Here is a 24,074-nt window from a genome sequence, read left to right as displayed (position 1 = left end):
TTCAATCAACTGAATGTCCTTTGACACATTCACATCATTCAAGCAGAGAATGCAATTGGAGAACTCCGTGTCCAGCTGGCAAGACTAACTAGATGTAGCGTAAGATTTGGAACACCGATATGAAATCAAAGAAGTCTATAAAATGTAAGGAGACAGTTGAACGCGTCTTTGTCGATGCCAAGGAAAAGCATAGCGTCCGCTTGCAGCGTAAATCAACTTTTCATAGTTAAACCTATTGTAAAAGAAAAAAGACTGTAGGCAACCCCAAAGATTACTGGAGTTTGTCTACAGTCTTGAGCGGTTTCAATCTAAGGAAACAGCTTTTTTGATAGAATTAATGAACACCCTTCATATAACGAGAAATGATAGGGGAGATAAAGAACACGATGATAGAAAGCACGATCGCAACCCCACCGATAATTCCGAAATAGAGCATTTCAGTATCAGCAGAATAGAATTTAACAAGCTGTGCATTCAATGCCTGTGCTGCCGCATTCGACAAGAACCAAAGGCTCATCGTCTGTGCAGTAAACGCTGAAGGCGCAAGTTTCGTTGTAGCTGATAATCCGACTGGTGAAATACACAATTCACCGAGTACGAGCGTAAAGATACTTAATGCCAGCCAAATTGGGCTTACTAATGCATCTGTACCACTCATAACGCCAGGAAGCAGGATGACAATAAATGAAATACCCGCAAACAGCAATCCAAGCGAGAACTTGTGAGGGATTGAAGGCTGGCGGTCACCAAGCTTAACCCAAAGCCATGCAAAGACTGGTGCGAAAATGATGATGAATAATGGGTTCAGTGATTGGAACCATGCAGGCGAAATGTGAATTCCTAAGAAATCCAAGTTCGTTCTTTTATCTGCATACAACGCTAAAATCGTTGATCCTTGCTCTGCAATGGACCAGAACATAACAGCTGCTAAGAACAGCGGAATGTAAGCGAGTACGCGTGATTTTTCAACAGATGTTGTTTTAGGACTGCGATACATGACAACGAAATACGTTGCAGGAATGGCGAATCCGAGAATACCGACTAAAGCTGTGAATGAATTCAAAGTTAGATATCCAGTTGGAATTGCGATTGCAACTAGAATTGCTAATATAATAACTGCAATTCCGACAATTTTGATCGTGGTTTTCTTCTCGGCAGGAGATAATGGGTTTGCGACATAGGTTCCTGCAAGACCTAAGTTCTTTTTCTTAGTGATTACAAACATAACAAGACCAAGGAACATACCAAATGCAGCTACACTAAATCCTAGATGGAAATTGTATTCTGTTCCGATTGTTCCGGCAGTAAGTGGTGCAATGAAGCTACCTAGGTTGATCCCCATATAGAAGATACTGAATCCAGCATCTTGACGATTGTCACCTTCAGGGTAAATATCTCCAACCATGCTTGAAACGTTAGGCTTGAGTAAACCTGTACCAATGACGATTAATGCCATTGAGAAGAAGAGCATTCCAAGATTTCCAGGGAAAGAAAGTACAATGTGCCCGAGCATTATGAAAATTCCGCCTATAAAGACAGAACGTGAGGTGCCGAACACTCGGTCCGCCAACCAGCCACCAATGACCCCTGACATGTAGACGAGGGAACCATATAGCGAAACAATAGCAAGTGCGGTTCCTTGTTCAATTCCTAGACCGCCTTCTGATACTTCGTAATACATATAGAAAACGAGAATAGCTCGCATCCCGTAGTAAGAAAAGCGCTCCCAGAATTCTGTGAAGAACAACGAGAACAATCCTTTTGGATGACCGAAGAAGCCTTTTTGTGGAACGCTTTCAACGATTTCCTTTTTTGACAGCTGTGACATGATAAATCCTCCTTTTATCTATGAAGAACATAGTACCACTTTTAGTGGTAGTCTGAAAATAATATATTCTAAAATAAAATAAGTCTTATAATGCTGATTTCCTTGACTTTTATGTTTGTTCGAATAGGCTGAATTGATTTTGAAGGTATTTTTAGATAATAAATCCTTCAAATAATGCACAGTCAACTTATGTACCCTTAAAAGAATCAGTTGTAACACTTGAACAATAAGGCTTTTCCTACAAAAAGGTACGAAGATAAGGTATTATGAAAACAGCAGGTTATAGAATGGAAGTGTTATCATGAGTCAAATGATTATAGAAAACCTCACAAAAACGGTTGGCGAGAAAACATTATTTCGCGCAATAGATTTCACCATTACGTCAGGAGAAAAAACTGGCTTGCTTGGCATAAACGGAACGGGAAAGTCGACACTGCTCTCTATTATCGCCGGTACCGAAGATGCAGATACAATATCAAAGGATCATCCAAATAATTATCGAATCGCTTATCTGCCACAAGATCCGATAATCGATCCCTCTTTAACCGTAATGGAAGCCGTATTCCAAAGTGATGCTTCCATCATTAGGTTGAACTTGAATTATGAGCATGCTCTACAAGCACTCACTGAAAATCCAGATTCAGAAGAAAACCAAGCACATTTTGCAAAGTATCAAACACAGATGGACGAGCAAAATGCATGGGATATTAATACACAAGCAAGAATGATTCTATCTAAGCTCGGAATTGAGACGTATGACAAAAATATGAGCGAACTTTCTGGTGGCCAACGAAAGCGTGTGATGCTTGCGAAAACCCTCATTGAACCAGCTGACCTCTTACTCCTAGATGAGCCTACCAACCATTTGGATGTAGCTTCAATCACCTGGTTGCAAGACTTCATCAAGAATTTGTCTGGCGCTGTATTATTCGTCACACACGATCGGTATTTCTTGGATGCAATTTCTACTTCTATTTTCGAACTTGCGGATAAGACGCTTTATGCCCATAAAGGCAACTACGGAGATTATATTGAAGCGAAAGCACTTCGTGAGGAAATGAATGCTGCAACAGAAGATAAGCTTAAAAACCGTTATCGTTCCGAGCTGAAATGGATTCGACGCGGCGCTAAGGCACGTTCTACAAAACAGAAAGCGCGGATTGGAAGATTTGAAGAACTTGAACAGAAAGTGAAAAGTGGGACCGTCAAAGAAGAGATGGACGCTGGGCTTAAAACTTCACGCTTAGGAAAAAAAGTACTTGAAGCGAAAGATATTTCCAAATCGTTCAACGGCAAAACAGTGATCCATCAGTTTTCTGCGCTTCTTCAATCAGGAGACCGTATTGCAATTGTAGGTCCTAATGGTGCTGGGAAAACAACGTTAGTCAATATGTTTGACGGCTTATTGGAACCCGATGAAGGAATCATCGAACGAGGAACGACGGTTAAAATTGCTTATTTTAAACAGCATTTACCAGAAATGCAAGAAAAGCAACGCATCATTGAATACATTCGGGAGACTTCAAATGATATCGAAGATGGAGAGGGCAACCGGATTTCTGCTTCCCAAATGTTGGAACGCTTTTTATTCCCCGCATCTGCTCACGGAACACCTATTGGTAAACTTTCAGGAGGCGAGCGAAAGCGCTTGTATTTACTGAAGTTACTCATGGAACAACCAAATGTCCTGTTATTGGATGAACCGACAAACGATTTGGATTTGGAAACGCTTTCGGTTCTTGAAACGTTTATAGATACTTTTCCCGGAGTCGTTTTGACGATTTCCCACGACAGGTTCTTCTTGGACCGAACGTCAACGAAACTTTGGGTACTTGACGGGAAAGGCAATATAGAGACCGTTTTCATGTCCTACACCGATTATTTAGAGAACGCACGTTTCAAGGAAACTCCAAAACAGGTCACTGAACCATTTGTGACTGAGGAGAAACCGACTGAACACGTAAAAGAAACATCCGTTAAGAAGAAACCGACCTATAAAGAAAAACGCGAATGGGAAACCATTGAAAAAGAAATTGAAGAAACTGAGGTAGCAATCGGTAACACTGAAACGGAAATGAGTACGTGTGGTGCAGATTATGATAAGTTAAATGATCTGACAAAAAAACTGGACGCACTGAATGAAAGATCCGAATATTTAATTGAACGATGGTCTATTTTAGAAGAATTGATGGAACCCTAAAGGAGGTCGCAAGTTATGAATATTGTATCGATCGAACCGACACCAAGCCCAAATTCCATGAAAATTGTGTTGGATACGGAACTCCCGATGTTGGAAACGCACAATTATAAAAAAGAAGATGCTGCAACAGCTCCAGAACCTGTGGCTCAATTATTACAGGTTAAGGGTATTAAAGGGATTTATCACGTTATGAACTTCATGGCAATTGAACGCGCAGGTAATGTCCAATGGGAAACAATCTTAGCGGAAGTTCGAAATGTATTCAGTAAGGGAATTTCCGAACAGACTGAAGTTGAGTCAGAAGCTACGGAACATTACGGCGAAGTCTATGTCCATGTCCAAACTTATAAGGAGATTCCGCTTCAGGTCAAAGTTTTCGACAGCGACAGTGAACAGCGGTTTCCGTTAAGTGAACGATTCGAAGTAGCTATGGAGAAAGTTCATAGCGCTGAAGTCGAGAATTATATCCTTCTTCGCAAGTGGGCGGATTACGGAATCCGCTATGGCAGCAAAGAAGAAATAGGAGAAACCGTGGTGAATGAAGTCGAAGCCGCGTATCCTGAGGAGCGTTTGTCTGCAATTGTAAATAGCTCGCTTCAAGGGACTACGCAAAGTAGACATGAGCGTAAAAAGGTTTCGTTAGCAGACTTTGAAACAGATGAGTGGGAAACACGTTTCCGGTTACTCGACCAAATGGAAGATCCGACGATTGGCGACTTACCATTGCTCGATTGTGCATTAACAGATGAAAAGATGTCAATCCGACGACTAGCGGCTGTTTACTTAGGAATGATCGAGTCACTTGAAGTCGTTCCATATATTGAGAAAGCATTACAGGACAAAAGCTGGGCCGTACGACGGACAGCAGGGGATTGTATGAGTGATTTGGGTTTCCCCGAATTTGAACATGCAGCAATAGAGCTGTTAAAGGACAAAAATAAACTCGTGCGCTGGCGTGCGGCGATGTTCTTGTATGAAACAGGAACTGAGGAATCATTACCTGCACTCCTGGAAGCAGCTGAAGACCTTGAGTTTGAAGTGAAATTGCAAATCAAAATGGCAATTGAGCGTATTGAAGAAGGTGAAGATGCAAAAGGTTCCATTTGGAAGCAGATGACGGAATTGAGAAGCTCTCCGAAGTAAAGGGTGTTAGCTAAAGAAGTACTCAGGATCAATTACATCTTGATAATCAGATTGCCAATAAGCAAGCTACAAGCGATTCAATAAAAAAAAACAGTGCCGACTGATTAAGATTCAGTAGGCACTGCTTTTTTTATACATGTGATGGTATTTCCGGGAATGTTACGATAAGTTTGCCTTCGTTTGAGACGATTTCTGCAATTGTTGTTTCAAACAGGTATGGACTGTCAGCATCATCTTGCTTCTGAACATTTTCATACTCGTTTTTAACAGCGAGTATCGGGAATGTGACAGGAACGGAGCGTCCGCGAACAGTTGTCTTAATAGTACCCATTAGGAGGAGCTCTTTATGAGACGCTCCGAAGCATAAACTTCCGGATACGCGACGATTCTTTCCGCTATGAATTTGTATTCCTTGAAGAAGTGAAATTAAACAGAGGAGTACATCACTGACTGCGCCAATCTCCAATTTTTCAAAACCGTTGTCTGTGAAATAATGGTTGAGTCCATTTCGGATTTCCTTGAAGGAAAAAAGAAGTTGGATTTTCTCTTTCGGTCCCCCTGAACCAAGTCTACTAATGACGTCATGGGCTCGATCGAAATAGGGTTTGACAGAGTTCGTATCTGTATCGCGCGTTGTTACAAGTTCCTTTAGTGCAAACAACACTTCAAATTGAGGATCGTTACCAGCTACAGTTAAAAAGCCGAGTACATCTTTTTCGTCAAAATTCCTTTGAGTAAAACGTTGGTAGTAATAAGCATTAAGTTGTTGGTGTTTAATATCCATGAAAATTCTCCTTGCGTGTAAAGTCTGTATGTAGTGTATCACAGGTAGAGTCTTTTCTGGTTTCAAATGCCGTTCGTTTTCATTCGGGAGTTTTCCATGTAGAATAGGAATGAGCGGTGTATCGCATAGAACACCACAGATCTTGAGGGAGGCTATTTACAATGAATGCTTATGAAGAATACATGCAAGGCATTGTTCAACCAATGCGTCAACAATTAGTTGCTACTGGCTTTACAGAGCTACTAACAGAAGAAGATGTGACATCTGCGATGGATGAACATAAAGGAACTGCACTTGTCGTCATCAATTCGGTTTGCGGTTGTGCCGCTGGACTTGCTAGACCTGCTGTACGCGAAGCATTGAGTCTAGTGGATCAGCAACCAGACCACTTATTTACTGTGTTTGCAGGACAGGAAAAAGAAGCCACAGCTCAAATGCGTAATTACTTTCCTGAAGTACCACCAAGTTCACCTTCAATAGCAATTGTAAAGAATGGCGAACTTGTATACTTCATACCTCGAGAGCAAATTGAAGGGTTTGAAATGGAACAAGTAAGAGATCACTTGACAGGTGCTCTGAACCAAGTCACCGTGTCGTGAAACGTGTACTGATTACAACCGCTGGACGACCAAATGAGGTAACAGAAACTCGTGCTTTGGCTGCGCAACACGCACTCGGCTACGAGCGAATTCCGCGCAACAAACAATCTGTGAAAAATCTAATGGTATCCAATTCGTGTGATCTCCTAGTAGCAGGAAAAGAACGTTATGAGTTGTACAGACAGACAATGAGTGAACCTTTTTTCTTTCACCCGGATACAGCTGCTTTTCGATTGAAACGTTTGCTAAAAGGGGAAACAGATCCACTCGTTGAAATGTGTCAGTTAGAACCGGGGAACTCATTTTTAGATTGCACGCTTGGTTTAGCGACAGATAGTATTGTGGCATCTTTTGCAGTTGGAGCTACAGGTAAAGTAAAGGGGATTGAAGCAGATCCTGATGTCGCATTCATCACGGCAACAGGATTGACACAATTCCAACCTAAATTCCAAGAATTGAAGGACGCGATGCAGAGGATTTCTGTGGTACACGAATCAGCACCCACATTCTTAACAGGATTATCTGATGATACATGGGATGTGGTCTATTTGGATCCTATGTTCTCACAAACCATCTCTGAGTCATCTAGCTTTGCACCATTGCGGCAAGTAGGGGTTCATGGGGGTCTGACAGAGGAGTGGGTTTCCGAAGCAAGGCGTGTTGCTAGAAAACGAGTTGTAGTGAAAGCGCATTTCAACGATCCGGTCTTTGAACAATTTGGTTTTACACAAATTATAAGACCCAATACAAAGTTCCATTTCGGGTTTATAGAAAAATAAAACGCCAATCGGTCTCGTTAGAAACCGATTGGCGTTTTGTGAATTAATGCGTGAAATTAAATGAACTTAAGTATAGGATGAATACTAGCATGCCGATTCCGGCGATTAATTGAAAATCCATCTGAGTAACCTCCTTAAAAAACATACACGTACTCTAAAGTTTATTGTACAATGAAATTAGAAAAGAGGGAACCTTTTCGGTTATTTTTCGTACTGTTCAGAAAGCGGTTGTTTAAAAATACATAAGTGTAGGTGATGGGATATGAAAAAATGGTTACAGCAACTGATGATCATATCAGTCGCATTCGTGACATTTGGTGTCATTTCTCCTTCTCATGAAATCTGGTCGACTCTTCATGAAAAGGAAGATGTAAAAGAAACTGACCAACCTCAGCATACAACTCAGTATGCCGTTGATTTTGACGATTCGTATTTTAATAGACTTGAAGCTACTGAAGATTTTCTTACTGAAGAAGACCTTGTAAATGGGGCACACACACTCGCATTCACAAAATTCGGTTCAAAAATCGGACCTATTATTGAAGATGAATTTGACGAAGTGATTTTCCCTCAAATCGAGCAAGTCATTCGTGAAAAAATTGGTGAACATGTACAAATGAATCGAAAATTAGCTATTTCAGAACAACCTTCTGGCGGAACCGCTGAAAAAATATTTAATATTAAAGATGTAGATGCAGATAAAAATTTGCTTCTTTTCCACGTGAGAACAGAGAAACGTCCGCAAGATGGGTACTTCTTTAACTTCCATTACCATCTACCTGAAGACGACTATCAAACGCATCACACGCTAGGAGATGTTTACTGGTCCAAAAACACACCACCAAGGTGGCTGTCCTAACAGCTGACTGGGTGGTTTTTTGTTGACTTCTTGGAATTTGTAATAGGTAACCTTCACTTGGTATAGTAAGACTAGAGAGTAACAGGAGGGTGTACAATGAAACAATATTTAGAACTTTGCCAGCACGTGCTGGATACAGGCATTCAAAAAGGGGATCGCACAGGGACTGGCACTATGAGTGTATTTGGTTATCAGATGCGATATGACCTACAAAAAGGGTTTCCATTAATGACTACTAAAAAGACGGCGTTTCGCCTGATTGTATCAGAACTTCTATGGTTTTTAAAAGGAGACACAAACATCCGCACATTAGTGGAAGAAAACAATCCGATTTGGGATGAATGGGCGTTTGAAAAATGGGTCAAGAGTGAAGAGTATACTGGACCTGATATGACGGACTTCGGAAGACGTGCTCCAGTTGATGATGAATTCCGTGCAAAGTATGAAGTTGAAATGGCACACTTTAAAAAGCGGATACTTGAAGATCCATCATTTGCTGAAAAATACGGCGACCTTGGTCCTGTATATGGAAAACAGTGGCGAAGCTGGGGGAATGGATCGGCTGAATCTGGACAAAAGCCAATCGACCAGATCGCAAAGTTGATCGAAGGGTTAAAAAATAATCCTGATTCGAGACGACATATTGTGACAGCATGGAATCCGACGGAAATGGAAGACATGGCATTACCACCTTGCCATGCGTTGTTCCAATTTTACGTAGCGGATGGGAAATTGTCGTGCCAACTGTATCAGCGGAGTGCAGATATCTTTATCGGTGTACCTTTTAACATTGCATCGTATGCGCTACTGATTCATTTGATTGCATTAGAAACAGGACTGATCCCAGGAGAATTCATCCATACATTAGGCGACGCTCACATTTATTCGAATCATGTCAACCAAGTAAAAGAGCAATTGAGCAGGGAACCAAGAGAGTTACCAACAATAAGTGTCAACATGGAAGGCAAGTCAATATTCGATCTAACGACATCTGACATTGTCCTATCGAATTACAATCCACATCCAAGGATCAAAGCACCGATTGCTGTTTAAAAAAGGAGGCACACTATGATTTCATTATTGGCAGCGCATGATGAGAATCGTGTTATTGGGGTAGACAACGAAATGCCTTGGCATATCCCAGAGGAGTTAAAATATTTCAAAGAAAAAACGATGGGAAAAGGAATCATTATGGGTAGGAAAACGTTCGAATCTATTGGTAGGCCACTACCTGGACGTCTGAACATCATCCTTACACGTGATCAGGATTACCAAGCTGAAGGTGTCGTCATTGTCCATTCGTTGGAAGAAGCCATTGCACGTGCTGAAAGCTATGCAGATGAAGTCATGGTAATTGGTGGCGCTCAAATCTTCGAAATGGCAATGCCATACGCTGATCGACTCTACACGACGATTATTCGTCGTACATATAAGGGAGATACGTTTTTCCCACCATATAACATGGGATGGAAACTCATCTCAGAATCCAATGATCATCTCACTGAAGACGGTCTCGCTTACGCTTATCACATTTATGAACGCGAAACAGCAGCATGAAAAAAGGCAGCCTTTTTGGCTGCCTTCCCTATCTATACAAAGAACAAAACACTAAAATACATGGAAGCGCTGCCAGCTAAAACGAACAGATGCCAAATCGCATGGTTGTATGGGAGACTACGCCATGCATACACTAAAGCACCAAGTGTATACAACACACCGCCCACAACGAGCAGCGCAATTCCAGTTCCTGTGAGTGTATCGTATAATGGTTTTATAGCAATAACGATTAACCATCCCATAACGATATAAAGGATGAGGGATACAATTTCGAAACGATGGATGAAGAATACTTTAAAAAGCGTTCCAAAGATCGCTAACCCCCAAACGATACCGAAGAGCGTCCATCCGAAACTACCGCCGATTGCAAGTAAAACAAATGGGGTATAGGTACCTGCAATTAAAAAATAGATGGCAGAATGATCGAAGATGGAGAAAAGCTTTTTGAACTTTTCCGGTAAACTATGAAGAAGTGTACTCATCGAATACAACAAAATCATGGAGACACCAAAAATAATGTAACTGACGAGCGCGAGTGCATCGCCTTGCTGAACCCCTTTTAAAATGAGGAAGACAAGAGCAGGAATACTTAAGAGTACTCCGATACCGTGCGTTATGGCATTCCATCGCTCCTCTTTACGGGTTTTATAGTCAAATGCGCTTTCCATTGGCGAAAAGCCTCCTTTTCGTTCATTATACTAAAATAGAAACATGGTTTCCACTGACAGAGGAGAGAATGACATGAGCAAAATCAAAATCGTAACAGATTCAACAGCAGATTTATCAGAAGAAGAAATTAAAAAATACGGGATTCAAGTTGTCCCTCTATCCATTCATATTGACGGAGATATCTATCAAGATCAAATCGACATCAAACCACTGGAATTTCTAGAAAAGATGGCGGCGGCAAAAGAGTTGCCAAAGAGCTCTCAACCTTCATCAGGTATCTTTACGGAGTTATACGATGAACTCGGTAAAGATGGGAGTGAAGTGATTTCCATCCATATGACGGGCGGAATGAGTGGAACTGTAAAATCAGCGGAAGCGGCTGCTGAGATGACAGAGACTCCTGTTACAGTCATCGATTCCCGATATATTTCACATGCATTATCTTTTCAAGTGATTGAGGCAGCTAAATTAGCGCAGCTTGGGAAAAAGATGGATGAAATTGTTCAACATTTGAACGAAGTACGATCTAAAACAATGCTTTATGTAGTCGTTGACAAATTAGATAATCTTGTTAAAGGTGGTCGTATTGGTAAGGGGAAAGCTGTCATTGGATCGTTACTTAACATTAAACCAATTGCCTCTCTTCAGGATGGTGTCTATACGCCTGTTGGCAAAGCGAGAAGTCATAAGCAAGTTGCCGCACAACTTTTCACCTCGTTTAAAGAAGATACAGCGGGGAAAATAGTGAAAGGTGTAGGGATTTCCCATGCACACGGTTTAGCAATGGCAGAACCATTGAAACGTCTAATCGAAGAAAGTGGTTTCACTGATATAAGGTTTTCGTTCACCTCACCTATTGTCAGTACGCACACCGGAGCAGGCGCAATCGGTTTTATGTACTACACTGAATGAGAACATGACTCTATTGGTAATTCATGAGTCTGATAATATAAAGGAAATGAGGAAACTTAAAAATGAGAAGAAGAGCATGGATAATTTTACTTGCCTTCTCATTGGTACTAACGGGATGTGATCAGGTGTTCAGAAATAATGCAGAGCCTTTTACGGAAAGACGAGACATAGAGTTTTCCAATTGGGATATCCCAACTAATTTTGTGCCGAAGTCGTTACACGTTGTGGGACTGGGAGATTCATTGACACAAGGTGTAGGAGATGAAATGAAAAAGGGCGGTTATTTTGAACGGGTAGCTTCAGATCTGACTGAATGGGAAGGTATTTCTTTCGTGGAAACGGAAAACTTGGCAAAACGAGGTCGTCGAAGTGACCAGCTTGCCCAACAGCTTGAGGAAGCTGATATTCAGGCTTCAATTGAAGACGCAGACGTAATATTCATTACTATTGGCGGAAATGATATTATGAAAGTATTAAAAGCCAATTTGTTTAAGTTGAAGACAAAACCTTTTTATAAAGAACTCGGCAAGTACGAAGAACGGCTAGATAAGATTTTTGGAACAATTCGAGCCCTCAATCCGGATGCACCTATTGTCATGTCAGGGTTATATAATCCAATATTACTTATTACCGACGAGGTAAAAGAATTTGACGACATCATTGATGATTGGAATGCGGCAATTGAAACAAGGATCGAATTGGACGGCAATAGCTGTTTTGTACCCGTCGCAGATTTGTTTGAAGAAAATACAAATATTGTCTATCATACAGACTTTTTTCATCCGAATGCACAAGGCTATACGTTGATGGAAGAACGCTATATGAAATACTTGGAGGATTGTGGTTTGCAAGAACTGTTCCAAGGGGAAATGGACAGGTAGGAGATGATCGCTTGAACCGATGGAAAATTGCTTTTTTCACATTATCAGGAATGGTAGCAGCAGGATTTGCAGGTGTTCTCTTTTTATTAGGTTCTGCGGGGAGCTCAGAGCCGTTACCTGAAGCAGAAGTGATCGAAAAAGGCGATGCTAATATCCTTACAGTCCGTACGACAAAAAAGGATTTTGAAGGAATTGCAAATACGTATATCCGTGAAGCTATGAAAGGTGAAGAATTACCTGTTCAAATGAAAGTGAAGGATGACGTAATCCTTTATTCAGAGCTAACAGTGTTTTCCTTTACGCTACCAGTTATTATGCATTTTGATCCCATCGTGCAAAAAGATGGGAATTTGATATTAAAACAGTCTTCCATGGAATTGGGTCAATTAAACATTCCACCATCAACTGTTTTAAAGGTTTTACGGGATTCCGTTAAGTTGCCTTCTTGGATGATGGTTCGACCAAAAGAAGAAGAGCTTTTCATTGATTTATCGAAAGTACCAGTTGCGAAGGATGTATCGGTGCGTGCAAAATCGTTCAACCTAGAAAAGGATGAAATCTTACTTGAAGTATCCATCCTCAAAAAATAAGGAGTGGTTTACGTCATGAAGAAATATGCAACGTTTGCGGGTGGCTGTTTTTGGTGTATGGTAAAGCCGTTTCATAAGTACGATGGTGTCTATTCAGTTGTCTCCGGCTATACTGGCGGAGACGTGCCGAACCCATCTTATGAACTTGTCTGTTCAGAAACAACAGGTCATCGAGAAGCGGTTCAAATTGAATTTGACAACGAAGTCATTTCATATCAAGAATTATTGGATATCTTTTGGCGTCAGATTGACCCCACAGATAGTGGGGGACAATTTTTCGATCGTGGGGAGTCGTACCGAACCGCAATTTTTTATCATTCAGCTGAGCAACAGAAAGAAGCTGAACAATCTAAGCTTGAACTAGAACAGTCAGGAAAATTTTCGAAGTCCATAGCTACTGAAATTCTACCTGCTAAACCGTTTTATTTGGCAGAAGAGGGGCATCAAGATTATTATAAGAAAAATCCAGGACATTATAAGCGCTATTCAGTTGGGTCTGGTAGAGAACGATTTAAATCAGAGAATTGGAGTGAGTGATCATGAAAGAGGATTTGAAAAATCGATTAACCGAAATGCAATATCATGTCACACAGGAACAAGGAACTGAACCTCCATTCCGTAATGAGTTCGACAACCATTTTGAAAATGGAATCTATGTAGACATTGTTTCAGGAGAACCTCTATTCAGTTCAAAAGATAAGTATGATGCGGGATGTGGGTGGCCAAGTTTTACAAAACCCATTGAAAAAGAAGAAGTGACTGAGCACTTCGACACTACACATGGAATGCGTAGAACTGAAGTACGCAGCAAAACAGCAGACTCGCATTTAGGACATGTCTTCCCGGATGGTCCTGGGGAAGCGGGAACTCGTTACTGCATTAACTCAGCAGCTCTTCGTTTTGTACCTGTTGAAAAATTCGAAGAAGAAGGTCTGGGCGACTACAAAGCTCAATTCCAATAAGAAAGGGGGTCCGCGGATGGACCGCTCTTTTTATCAATTTGTTTTGTCCTATCGTGGTGGCGAAAAAAACGATTCACATTCTATATTTGCTGAAAGCATGTTTAAGGATCAAAGTTTTCCAAGGTATGAACGTTCTTTCGATACGTTGTCACGCTATATTGAAGAAAAAGCCGATCCACAAATGCCTTCAGTTCTGTTTGACGAACTGTATCGTCATTTCGAAGATCGATTCCTTTAATCGGGCGGTGGAACCGTTGCAATACCGCCTGTTTAACTGTATGATAAGTACAGAAAATGAAAAAAGAGGTGCTATGTAGAGATGAGTATACATATTAATGCGAAAAAAGGCGATGTCGCCGATACGATCCTACTTCCTGGAGATCCTCTCCGCGCGAAGTATATTGCAGAAACATTCCTTGAAGATGTAGTCCAATACAACGAAGTTCGTAATATGTTCGGTTACACAGGAACGTACAAAGGAAAGCGTATTTCTGTTCAAGGAACTGGAATGGGTGTTCCATCGATTTCAATTTACACGACTGAACTAATGCAAGAATTTGGCGTGAAGAAACTGATTCGCGTTGGAACTTGTGGTGCTATTCAAAAAGACGTGAAAGTACGTGACGTCATCCTTGCTCAAAGTGCGACAACAAATTCTCCAATTAACCGCACGTTCTTCAACGATGTGGACTATGCTCCAACAGCAAACTTCGATTTGCTTTTGAAAGCTTATAACGCAGGTAAAGAGAAAGGTTTACACCTGCAAGTAGGAAATGTTTTCACTGAAGACTTTTTCTACAACGAGCACGCAGAACACGAGAAGCTTGCTTCTTATGGAGTTCTAGCTGTAGAGATGGAAACGGCTGCATTGTATACTCTTGCTGCAAAGCATGGTTGCCAAGCTCTTTCTGTTCTTACAGTAAGCGATCATATTCTGACAGGTGAAGCAACAACTTCTGAAGAACGTCAAACAACGTTCAACGAAATGATAGAAGTTGCTCTAGAAGCCGCTATTCAGGAATAATCCAAATGGGGCCGCCAGCCAGTTAGCGGCCCTTTTTCGACTATATACGTATTAAGAAGTAGAAAGTGGGATCGCGAATGGACGAAAATGAACAAAAAGAGCAAAACCGGCCACCAGAGCCGGAACAACATCCTGCTCACAATCGATATTTTAAGATCAAGCCGTTCTCATTCGTCATGTTGATTTTCACATTAGTCATTCTTACTGCAGGAATTACGTTTTTTGCACTTACGTTTGGTGATGACAAAGTTGTCGAAGTGGTAAGTCCTCAAAAAAACGATCGTCAGGAATTCCAAAAGTTTTATGACGCGTATGACGAAATTAAGAAAAAATATTTTGAAGATATTGACGACAAAGCTGTATTGGATGGCGCGATAAATGGGATGGTAGATGCTTTAGATGATCCGTATTCAGATTACTTGAATACAGAAGAGACTGAACATCTGATGGAGAATATTTCATCAAGCTTCCAAGGTATCGGTGCTGAGATCCAAGAAGCGGACGGCTATATCAAAGTTGTTTCCCCAATAAAAAATTCACCTGCTGAAAAAGAAGGCTTGTTGCCGAACGACCTGATTCAAGCGGTCGATGGTAAAAGCATTCAAGGCATGTCTTCTTCAGAAGCTGTCATGCTCATCCGTGGTGAAAAAGGGACGACCGTTACATTAACGATCAAGCGTGGAGAAAAAGCAGAACCTTTCGAAGTGAAAATAAAACGTGATGACATTCCGGTAGAAACTGTTTATGCAGAAATGCTAGACGGTGGAATTGCGCATATTCGTATGACAACATTCTCGGAGCATACGTACGACGAGTTACTAACAGCATTAGACGATATGGAAGCCAAAGGAATGAAAGGGCTAGTACTCGATGTCCGACAAAATCCCGGCGGTGTCCTAGATGGTGCTCTGAAAATTTCTGATCTATTCTTGGACAAAGGAAAAACAATCCTTCAAACTGAAGAAAAAGGTAAGAAACCAGTACTCTATCCAGCATCTGAAGGTCGAAAAGTAGAAGTTCCTGTTGCTCTGGTTGTCGATGATGGAAGTGCATCGGCATCAGAAATTCTAGCGGGTGCTTTAAAAGAATCCTCGGACACTCCGATTGTAGGAATTAAAACATTTGGTAAAGGTACAGTTCAATCTCCGTTAGATATGAAAGACGGTTCCAATTTGAAAATCACTACTGCAAAATGGTTGACACCGGACGGCAATTGGATCCATAAAAAAGGAATTGAACCAGATGTGAAAGTAGACTATCCTTCTTATGCGATGTTGCCTTTCCTAGACCCATCTGAAGAAATGAAAGAAGGACGGGTTTCCGCTAATACTGAAACTGCTAAAGAAATGTTGAAAGCAGTTGGGTATGATGTAGGGAAAGTTGATGGCCTATTCGATGCAACAATGACACAAGCTGTAAAAAAACTTCAAGCCGATCTTAAACTTGAGGAAACTGGTGTTTTGACAGGAGATACTGCAATTGGTCTCATGAACAAACTCCGTGAAAAAATCGAAAAAGACGATCCACAGTTGTTGAAAGCAAAACAAGTTGTGGTCGACAAAATCGGTAAATGAGCTGAAGGCGCCCAATCCAACCGGATTGGGCGCCTTCTCTACTAGAAAGGACTGAAGGTAATGATTGATGTGTATCTATATAGCGGTTTCTTAGGGAGCGGTAAAACTTCGCTCCTTCTACATTCAATTGCACAACTAAAAGCGGCTGGAAAAAAACCGGCTGTTTTGATGAATGAATTCGGGGAGTTACCAGTGGACTCAGATTCCGTATCAGCATCTGGGGATGTGCCGTTGAAAGAATTATTGAGTGGTTGCATTTGTTGTACGGGGTCTGAAAAGACAGAGGCGCAATTACAAGCGCTATTGGAAGACTACGAAGGCATTGATGTCATTCTAATTGAAACTACGGGCGCTGCACATCCAGTGGAAGCTCTGGACGCGGTGTATTCACCCTTATTTGCAGATCGACTTCAAGTAAAAGGTATTGTTACAGTGGCAGATGCACCCCGCTGGCTCCATCGTGAAGAGCTTTTACCTAGAATTCACTCATTAATGTTGGAACAAATTCGCCACGCGCATATCATTGCTTTAAACAAGTCTGACTTAGTGACTGAGTCTCAATTAGCAACAATATCTATGGAACTTGCTAACTTAAACACGTCTGCACCTATTGTTCAGACGGTTCAAGGCAAATTGGATTTTTCATTCATCGAGAAAACATTGTCGGCTGAAAAATCTACTCAACAACCGATCATCTCAGGTAAGAATTTACCACTTTCATCGAAAGTCATTTCGTTTTCTCGTCCTGTAAAAAAAGAGGATGTAGAAGCATGGACTGTATCACTTCCGGACACCGTTTATCGTATGAAAGGATATATTCCTATTGAAGGTGTCAAAAATCCGATGTTGTTCCAATATGCTTACGGCATGGTTAATTGGATGCCCGAATATGTAAAGATGCCTGAACGCCTTGTCATGATTGGGGAAGGCATTGAACAGATTGACTGGAACGATTAAATATACGCTTTATAATGGTTTGTCAACACGATCTGATATCCAATAATTCATCCGAAATCCATAGATATCCAATGGACTCACTCTTGAACTCTTTTTTCTTAGTCTACGAGATATGGAGTGGGGATGTCTCCAAGGTATTCCAGTTTTCCGTCAGCCTTCTTCGTTTACGATAGTTTCGAAGGGAGGCGTACAAGATGAAAAAATCGATAGCAGTCATCTTACTCGGTTCGGCACTCGTATTGCCGAACACTAGCCAAGCAGAAGCTTCAACTCTAGATTCTGCTCAAGTTAACAAAGTAGTAAAAACAATTACAGTGGAGGGGAATCTACACCAACTCCCAACACAACTCAAATACAACAAGGGGGATCTACAAGCCTATTACAATGGGTTAGCTAGTTGGTTAAAGAAACACTATGTTAAGCCACAAGAGAAACCTGTAGAAAAGCCGGATACGCCAGTTGAAAAACCGGACACACCTGTAGAAAAACCAGATACGCCAGTTGAAAAACCGGACACACCTGTAGAAAAGCCAGATACGCCAGTTGAAAAACCGGACACACCTGTAGAAAAGCCAGATACACCAGTTGAAAAACCAGATACACCTGTAGAAAAGCCAGATACACCAGTTGAAAAACCGACACCACCAACTAATCCAACACCTGAAGAAAAACCCGATCAGGGTCAAGGACAAGTTTCTGCAAGTCAAATCGAAAAAGCGGTCTTGACGCTTACCAATGCAGAACGTCAAAAAGCAGGTTTGAAACCTCTTCAAATGGATGATAAATTAATGAAGACTGCTCGTGCAAAATCTGCAGACATGGCTTCTAAAAATTACTTTTCTCATACGAGCCCAACATACGGCTCACCGTTTGACCAGATGAAAGCGAACGGTATTACGTACCGTGCTGCTGCTGAAAACATTGCAATGGGACAACGTAGTGCAGAAGAAGTCGTCAAAGGATGGATGAATTCTCCTGGACACCGTCAAAATATCTTGACTCCTGGCTTCACTCACATTGGAATCGGTTACGATGCAAAAGGTAACTATTGGACACAACAATTCATACAAAAATAAAATAAAGGGCTGTCCGGAAAAGTCGAAATATGACTTTCCCGGACAGCCTTTTTATATATGAAGTCGTTCATGTAACTAAAATACTCATTTATTTCACTTGAAGTTCATGTCTTTTCTGAACAACTCTTAGTCTAATACTTAACGCAATTGCTCCAACTGTTAATCCGGCAATTAAACCTACCCAAAATCCAAAGGGTCCAAGATCGGTATAGGTTGCTGATACATAGCCAACAGGAAGTCCAATCACCCATAGGGAGATAAAGCCCATCAGGAATGTGATGTTGACATCCTTGTAACCTCGTAACGCCCCTTGTATGGGTGCTTGAACAGCGTCCGACAACTGAAATAGCGATGCAAATATGAAAAACTGGGAAGCCAATGTAATGATTGACTTGTCTGTCGTGTATAACGAAGCGATTGGTTCGCGGAATCCTAATAATATTGCGATGCCTATAAAGCTAAAAATCACAGCAAAACTAATGCCAAGCAAGCTATACTTCTTCGCATCATTAGATTGACCTGCGCCAATCGACTGTCCGACTAGTATGGTTGCACCCATTGATATACTAAGTGGAATCATATACAACAAGGATGTGAAGTTTAGTGCGACTTGGTGCGCAGAAATCACTTCGGTTGAATAAGAACTCATCAATAACGTAACGACTGAAAAAATACTGGTCTCAATAAAAATGGACATTCCAATCGGTACACCAATGAACAAAATCTCTTTCCAATATGACCAACTTGGCAACTGCCAATGGTTCATAAGCTCATATTTCTGAAAAGGTTTACCAGTCACTGCAACTACTCCGGCGATGGCAAACACAATCCAATATGTAATTCCTGAAGCATACCCAGCGCCAGCTCCACCCAGCTCAGGGAAGCCGAAATGACCGTAGATTAATAAGTAGTTCAATAACACGTTGATGGGAGCGGAAATTAGGATAATGAACATCGACACTCGAGTAGAACCGAGCGCATCGAAGAACGATCGCAATACGGTATATGCGAACAATGGTGCAAGACCGACACTCATCCCTTTTAAATAGTCAATCGCAACAATACTCACTGGTGCTTCGAGTGACATGGTACGGATAATTGGGAAGAATACGAAAAGAATTAATCCAAAAACGACTGCTGCTAATGCAACGGATACATAGATACCTTGTTGAACAGACGGTCGCACATGCTCACTCCGACGAGCTCCGACGTGTTGCGCAATAATCGGGGTAAGCGCCATAAGGATTCCTGCAAGACCTGTATAAACGGGTACCCAGAACGATGAGCCAATCGTTACCCCGGCTAAATGGTATGTATTGTATCTCCCGGTCATAAGGATATCAAAGAATGTTACTAAGTACAGTGCAACCTGTGTGATTAAAATCGGCATGACAATCTTGGCAAAACGGAATGATTTTCTTTCCTGAGGAAGAGAAGATTCCATCGATTTCCCTCCTTTTTTGTTTCAATCCTTATTGTATCATGCTTATTTTGGTATACTATCAAAAGAAACATTTGAGAATGACTTAAATTTTTAACGAATAGTAGAGGTGAACGGCCCCAATGAAACGGCCAGTAATCGTGTTAACAGGTGGAGGAACGGCGGGTCATGTCTCGGTTAACGAAGCAATTATCCCAACATTTATAGAACGAGGATACGAGATACATTACATCGGATCCCATGAAGGAATTGAACGAGACTTAATCGGTAAAGGTCATCCAGAAGTGACTTACCATTCAATTGATAGTGGAAAACTAAGACGTTATTTTTCAATGAAAAATTTCACAGACCCTTTCAGAGTAGGTGCAGGTGTTCTACAAGCCTTTTCGATTTTGCGTAAGTTGAAACCGGAAATCATTTTCTCTAAAGGAGGTTTTGTATCGGTTCCTGTAGTACTTGCGGCTAAAATTGCACGTGTTCCAGTCGTTGCACACGAATCAGACGTATCTCCTGGTTTAGCAAACAAAATCGCACTTCCTTTTGTGAAGCACATATTTACTGTGTTTGAAGAAACACTTTCCTATGTACCCTCAGAGAGATCTTCATGTACAGGAGCCATTATTCGTCCTGAACTATTTGAAGGGGATCGGAAGACTGGGTTGAGAATGTCCGGATTATCCGAGGAGAAGCCGGTTGTCATTGTAATGGGGGGGAGCCAAGGCTCTGCAGTTCTCAATGATGCATTACGAGGGAACTTACCAACTATTTTAAAGGACTTTCAAATCATTCATCTATGCGGTAAAGGGAATCTTGACGAGTCACTAGACCAAACAGTAGGGTATATTCAGTTTGAGTATGTTACTGAAGGATTACCACACCTGATGGCAGCATCAGATTTAGCACTTTCCCGTGCAGGCTCGAACGCAATATTTGAATTACTTGCCATTCGTATACCGATGCTTCTCGTGCCGCTGTCTGCTGAAAAAAGTCGCGGAGACCAAATATTGAATGCCAAGCACTTTAAGAAACTTGGTTTTGCGCACGTAATTAACGAAGAAGACATCACGGAAGCATCTTTACAATCGGGTCTTATTAGTCTAGCTGATGATAAATCGAATATTGTATCGACTATGGAACAGACAGATGCAACAAAAACTCCCGAAGAAATGGCGAATCTAATTCTCTCTTGTCGAATGAGTGTATAAAACCATTTATCCACAAAATAGACACTTGCCTTTTATAAATTCTTGCATAGAGAGTCTACAAGGTGTAAACTAGTCCGCGGATAATACATGTAGTTACTAGAACGAAACCCTTTCAGTTCAAGTGTTTGCATGGTAACATAGAAATGGATATAAAAATTTGCGCAACATGCCAAAAGGCAAATGTGGAGGTAATAACTCATGTCGAACAGTGTTGGTTCCGAGCGTTCACCGTATGCAACTTTTTCAGGTCCGAACCTTGGCTATGTAATGGAAATGTATGAGCTTTATAAAAATGCACCAGAATCCATCGATCCGGAACTTGCTGAATTCTTTAAGCGAAACGGTAGACCTGAAACGGGAGGCGATAGCTCCTCAAGTTTAGCGACAGCAGATGGAGCTCAAGGAAGTCCAGCTGATTTCCGTAAGGTACTTTCCGCATACAAACTCATGGATGCAATTCGGGCATACGGACACCTAAACGCTGATATTTACCCGCTGAATGACCGTCCTAAAGACGCTTCACGAATTGAACTTTCAGCTTATAATCTATCTGAACGTGACCTAGAAGCAATGCCTGCATCACTCTTCTTAACAGAAGTGCCTGTACAAGTAGAGAATGCGCTGGATGCAGTGAACTATTTAAAATCCCTTTACACGGGCAAAATAGCTTACGAATTCGCTCATTTGATCGAAGTAGAGGAAAAACAATGGATCAAAGACAACATCGAATCTGGTAAATTAGCTGTTTCCCTTACAGCCGATGATAAAAAGCAATTGTTAGATCGTTTAACTAGAATCGAAGGTTTCGAGAAGTTCATCCACAGAACGTTTGTAGGAGCGAAGCGATTCTCGATTGAGGGCCTTGACACGCTTGTCATCTTCCTTGATGAATTGGTGAGACGTTCTGAAGAAGCAGAAACGAAAAAAATGCTAATCGGAATGGCACACAGAGGACGTTTGAACGTTCTTACGCACATTTTAAACAAACCTTATGAAATGATGTTTGCAGAGTTTGCAGGTGTACCATCAGGACCGTTTCTGCCTGAAGATGGTTCAGTTGAAGTGACACGTGGCTGGTTTGGCGATGTGAAGTATCACCTTGGTGCTTTGTACAAAGGTAAAACAGGCATGGATCGTTTCCTAGCGTACAACCCATCCCACTTGGAAGTCGTAAATCCAGTGATTGCAGGGCAAACACGAGCTGCACAAGAGAATACAGATCACCCTGGAATTCCCGTGCAAGACACGAATGCTGCTTATGCGGTCATGGTTCATGGAGATGCTGCGTTCCCTGGTGAAGGAATTACACAGGAAACATTTAACTTCAGCCGTGTTCGCGGATTCCAGACTGGCGGATCCATTCACGTCATTGCGAACAATATGATTGGATTTACAACAGAGTATTACGATTCACGTTCAACACACTATTCTTCAGATATGGCAAAAGGATTCGAAGTACCGATTCTGCACGTGAATGCAGATAGTCCAGAAGATGTTATCGGCGCAGCATTATTCGCGTTTAACTACCGACAGAAATTTGGTAAGGACGTTCTAATCGATCTTCTCGGTTACCGTCGTTACGGTCACAACGAAATGGATGAACCAATGGTTACAAACCCTGTTATGTACCAAGACGTGCACAACCATCCGACTGCTCGTCAGTTGTATGGAGAAAAACTAGCGAAAGAAGGCATCTTAACCGCTCAAGACGTTGAGAACTTGGATGCTGACGTATTTGCTGAGATGCAACGTGCTTATGACAAAGTAAAAGAGTCTTCATCGGATACTAGCAATAGTTCCAATGCGACTCCTGATGCTGTACTTGCAGGATATCCAAGAGACCTTCAAACGGGCGTGTCGGAAGAACGTCTTCGTCGCATGAATGAGGAATTGCTCTCTTATCCAGAAAGTTTCAATGTGTTCGGTAAGTTGGATCGTATATTAAAACGACGTCAAGATCCGTTCAATGGAAAAGGAAAAATCGACTGGGCGCATGCAGAACAACTTGCATTCGGTTCAATTCTTCAAGACGGCAAGCCAATTCGGATGTCAGGTCAAGACATTCAGCGCGGTACTTTTGCCCATCGTCATCTTGTGCTTCACGATGAGAAAACAGGTGAAGAATTTGTACCACTTCATCACATCAGTGACTCAAACGCATCATTTGTCGCTTACAACAGTCCGTTGACTGAAGCGGGAGTTGTTGGTTATGAATTCGGTTATAATCTAGAAGAAGAGAAGACCGTTACAGTTTGGGAAGCACAATATGGAGATTTCTCCAATATGGCTCAAGTGATGTATGACCAATTTATCTCTTCTAGTAATGCGAAATGGGGTCAGCAATCTGGTTTGATCATGATGCTGCCACATGGTTACGAAGGGCAAGGTCCTGAACACTCAAGCAGCCGTATCGAGCGTTATTTACAGCTTTGTGCTGAAAACAACTGGACGGTAGCGAATATTTCAAGTGCCGCAAACTACTTCCACGTACTTCGCAGACAAGCGGCAATACTTGGAGATGAAGCAGAACGTCCACTCGTCATTGCAACACCTAAATCACTACTGCGTCATCCACTCGTGGGTGCTGATCTTGCTGATTTGACGGAAGGTCACTTTGAAACAGTACTCGAAGAACCGAATACTGGTAAGAACGTAGACAGCGTGAAGAAAGTAATTATGACTAGTGGTAAAATGGCAATAGACCTAGCAGAAAAAGTGAAAGAGGGAGAAGGATTCGACCACTTGCATATAGCACGCGTGGAACAATTATATCCATTCCCATCTGACAAATTAGCTGCTATCATTCAACGATATCCGAACGCTGAAGAAATCGTTTGGGTACAAGAAGAGCCGAAGAATATGGGCTCATGGTCATTTGCACTACCATATTTGTATGAGATTTCTCAAGGTTTAAAAGTGAATTACGTGGGGCGTATTTATCGTGCAAGTCCTTCAGAAGGAAATGGCACAATGCATAAGCTTGAACAGCAGCGTATCATTGAAGAAGCACTTAAAAACTAATTACAGCAATTCC

At 41.5% G+C, this 24,074-nt stretch carries 23 protein-coding genes; 19 read left to right on the top strand and 4 right to left on the bottom strand.

Annotation, left to right across the window (positions count from 1 at the left end):
- Positions 1-334 precede the first annotated feature (334 nt).
- Complete coding sequence (locus tag RL70_RS15135; RefSeq protein WP_039044243.1) at positions 335-1,828, bottom strand: peptide MFS transporter; 1,494 nt, start codon at positions 1,826-1,828, stop codon at positions 335-337.
- Positions 1,829-2,129: 301 nt separating this feature from the next.
- On the opposite strand from RL70_RS15135, the gene RL70_RS15130 reads away from it, so the two are divergent.
- Entirely contained in the window at positions 2,130-4,028 is a 1,899-nt protein-coding gene (locus RL70_RS15130; RefSeq protein ID WP_039044242.1) for an ABC-F family ATP-binding cassette domain-containing protein, read from the top strand.
- Positions 4,029-4,043: 15 nt separating this feature from the next.
- Positions 4,044-5,171, top strand: coding sequence for a virulence factor (locus tag RL70_RS15125; protein ID WP_039044241.1), 1,128 nt, complete (start codon positions 4,044-4,046; stop codon positions 5,169-5,171).
- 130 nt (positions 5,172-5,301) lie between these two features.
- Here the strand turns inward: RL70_RS15125 and RL70_RS15120 are convergent, their stop codons facing one another.
- A complete protein-coding gene (locus RL70_RS15120) occupies positions 5,302-5,955 on the bottom strand; it encodes a hypothetical protein (protein WP_039044240.1) in 654 nt (217 codons plus the stop codon).
- Between the two features lie 161 nt (positions 5,956-6,116).
- Here RL70_RS15120 and RL70_RS15115 point away from each other — a divergent pair, with 161 nt between their 5' ends.
- The 5 genes from RL70_RS15115 (at position 6,117) to RL70_RS15095 (ending at position 9,749) form a co-directional block, all read left to right on the top strand.
- Positions 6,117-6,554 (top strand): BrxA/BrxB family bacilliredoxin, encoded by a 438-nt coding sequence (locus RL70_RS15115; protein ID WP_039044239.1) that lies wholly within the window; start codon positions 6,117-6,119, stop codon positions 6,552-6,554.
- The gene (locus RL70_RS15110; RefSeq protein ID WP_039044238.1) at positions 6,551-7,333 is read left to right on the top strand and encodes a class I SAM-dependent methyltransferase; all 783 of its coding nucleotides are present in this window, start codon (positions 6,551-6,553) and stop codon (positions 7,331-7,333) included. Before RL70_RS15115 ends, RL70_RS15110 begins: the two co-directional genes overlap by 4 nt.
- Positions 7,334-7,595: 262 nt before the next feature.
- Positions 7,596-8,192: a YpjP family protein gene (locus tag RL70_RS15105; protein WP_039044237.1), complete on the top strand. Its 597-nt coding sequence runs from the start codon at positions 7,596-7,598 to the stop codon at positions 8,190-8,192.
- A 96-nt stretch (positions 8,193-8,288) separates the two neighbouring features.
- Positions 8,289-9,245 carry a thymidylate synthase gene (locus RL70_RS15100; RefSeq protein ID WP_039044236.1) on the top strand — a complete coding sequence of 319 codons (957 nt, stop codon included), beginning with the start codon at positions 8,289-8,291 and terminating at the stop codon, positions 9,243-9,245.
- Between the two features lie 15 nt (positions 9,246-9,260).
- Entirely contained in the window at positions 9,261-9,749 is a 489-nt protein-coding gene (locus RL70_RS15095) for a dihydrofolate reductase (protein WP_039044235.1), read from the top strand.
- Between the two features lie 32 nt (positions 9,750-9,781).
- Here RL70_RS15095 and RL70_RS15090 read toward each other — a convergent pair whose 3' ends face one another.
- Positions 9,782-10,417 carry a hemolysin III family protein gene (locus tag RL70_RS15090; RefSeq protein WP_039044234.1) on the bottom strand — a complete coding sequence of 212 codons (636 nt, stop codon included), beginning with the start codon at positions 10,415-10,417 and terminating at the stop codon, positions 9,782-9,784.
- 73 nt (positions 10,418-10,490) lie between these two features.
- On the opposite strand from RL70_RS15090, the gene RL70_RS15085 reads away from it, so the two are divergent.
- The 10 genes from RL70_RS15085 to RL70_RS18250 all read left to right on the top strand — a co-directional run bounded on the left by RL70_RS15085 (position 10,491) and on the right by RL70_RS18250 (position 18,394).
- Positions 10,491-11,330, top strand: coding sequence for a DegV family protein (locus RL70_RS15085; protein ID WP_039044233.1), 840 nt, complete (start codon positions 10,491-10,493; stop codon positions 11,328-11,330).
- A gap of 62 nt (positions 11,331-11,392) precedes the next feature.
- Entirely contained in the window at positions 11,393-12,211 is an 819-nt protein-coding gene (locus RL70_RS15080) for an SGNH/GDSL hydrolase family protein (protein ID WP_039044232.1), read from the top strand.
- An 11-nt stretch (positions 12,212-12,222) separates the two neighbouring features.
- Positions 12,223-12,801, top strand: a complete 579-nt coding sequence (locus RL70_RS15075) for a YpmS family protein (RefSeq protein ID WP_039044231.1) — start codon at positions 12,223-12,225, stop codon at positions 12,799-12,801.
- 15 nt (positions 12,802-12,816) lie between these two features.
- The gene (msrA, locus tag RL70_RS15070) at positions 12,817-13,338 is read left to right on the top strand and encodes a peptide-methionine (S)-S-oxide reductase MsrA (RefSeq protein ID WP_039044230.1); all 522 of its coding nucleotides are present in this window, start codon (positions 12,817-12,819) and stop codon (positions 13,336-13,338) included.
- A gap of 2 nt (positions 13,339-13,340) precedes the next feature.
- Positions 13,341-13,763 (top strand): peptide-methionine (R)-S-oxide reductase MsrB, encoded by a 423-nt coding sequence (msrB, locus tag RL70_RS15065; RefSeq protein ID WP_039044229.1) that lies wholly within the window; start codon positions 13,341-13,343, stop codon positions 13,761-13,763.
- Between the two features lie 16 nt (positions 13,764-13,779).
- Positions 13,780-14,001, top strand: coding sequence for a YozE family protein (locus RL70_RS15060; protein WP_039044228.1), 222 nt, complete (start codon positions 13,780-13,782; stop codon positions 13,999-14,001).
- An 81-nt stretch (positions 14,002-14,082) separates the two neighbouring features.
- Positions 14,083-14,787 (top strand): purine-nucleoside phosphorylase, encoded by a 705-nt coding sequence (gene deoD, locus RL70_RS15055; protein ID WP_039044227.1) that lies wholly within the window; start codon positions 14,083-14,085, stop codon positions 14,785-14,787.
- 77 nt (positions 14,788-14,864) lie between these two features.
- Positions 14,865-16,361 (top strand): S41 family peptidase, encoded by a 1,497-nt coding sequence (locus RL70_RS15050; protein ID WP_039044226.1) that lies wholly within the window; start codon positions 14,865-14,867, stop codon positions 16,359-16,361.
- Positions 16,362-16,421: 60 nt separating this feature from the next.
- Positions 16,422-17,318 carry a GTP-binding protein gene (locus tag RL70_RS15045; RefSeq protein ID WP_039044225.1) on the top strand — a complete coding sequence of 299 codons (897 nt, stop codon included), beginning with the start codon at positions 16,422-16,424 and terminating at the stop codon, positions 17,316-17,318.
- Positions 17,319-17,512: 194 nt separating this feature from the next.
- Positions 17,513-18,394: a CAP domain-containing protein gene (locus tag RL70_RS18250; protein ID WP_039044224.1), complete on the top strand. Its 882-nt coding sequence runs from the start codon at positions 17,513-17,515 to the stop codon at positions 18,392-18,394.
- Between the two features lie 88 nt (positions 18,395-18,482).
- Here the strand turns inward: RL70_RS18250 and RL70_RS15035 are convergent, their stop codons facing one another.
- Complete coding sequence (locus RL70_RS15035; RefSeq protein WP_039044223.1) at positions 18,483-19,838, bottom strand: MATE family efflux transporter; 1,356 nt, start codon at positions 19,836-19,838, stop codon at positions 18,483-18,485.
- Between the two features lie 119 nt (positions 19,839-19,957).
- Here RL70_RS15035 and RL70_RS15030 point away from each other — a divergent pair, with 119 nt between their 5' ends.
- Positions 19,958-21,040, top strand: coding sequence for an undecaprenyldiphospho-muramoylpentapeptide beta-N-acetylglucosaminyltransferase (locus RL70_RS15030; protein WP_039044222.1), 1,083 nt, complete (start codon positions 19,958-19,960; stop codon positions 21,038-21,040).
- A gap of 198 nt (positions 21,041-21,238) precedes the next feature.
- Entirely contained in the window at positions 21,239-24,061 is a 2,823-nt protein-coding gene (locus RL70_RS15025) for a 2-oxoglutarate dehydrogenase E1 component (RefSeq protein WP_039044221.1), read from the top strand.
- Positions 24,062-24,074 lie beyond the last annotated feature (13 nt).

Source organism: Sporosarcina sp. ZBG7A, from assembly GCF_000813425.1.
GTDB lineage: Bacteria > Bacillota > Bacilli > Bacillales_A > Planococcaceae > Sporosarcina.
This window is presented reverse-complemented; position numbering and strand designations above follow the sequence as displayed.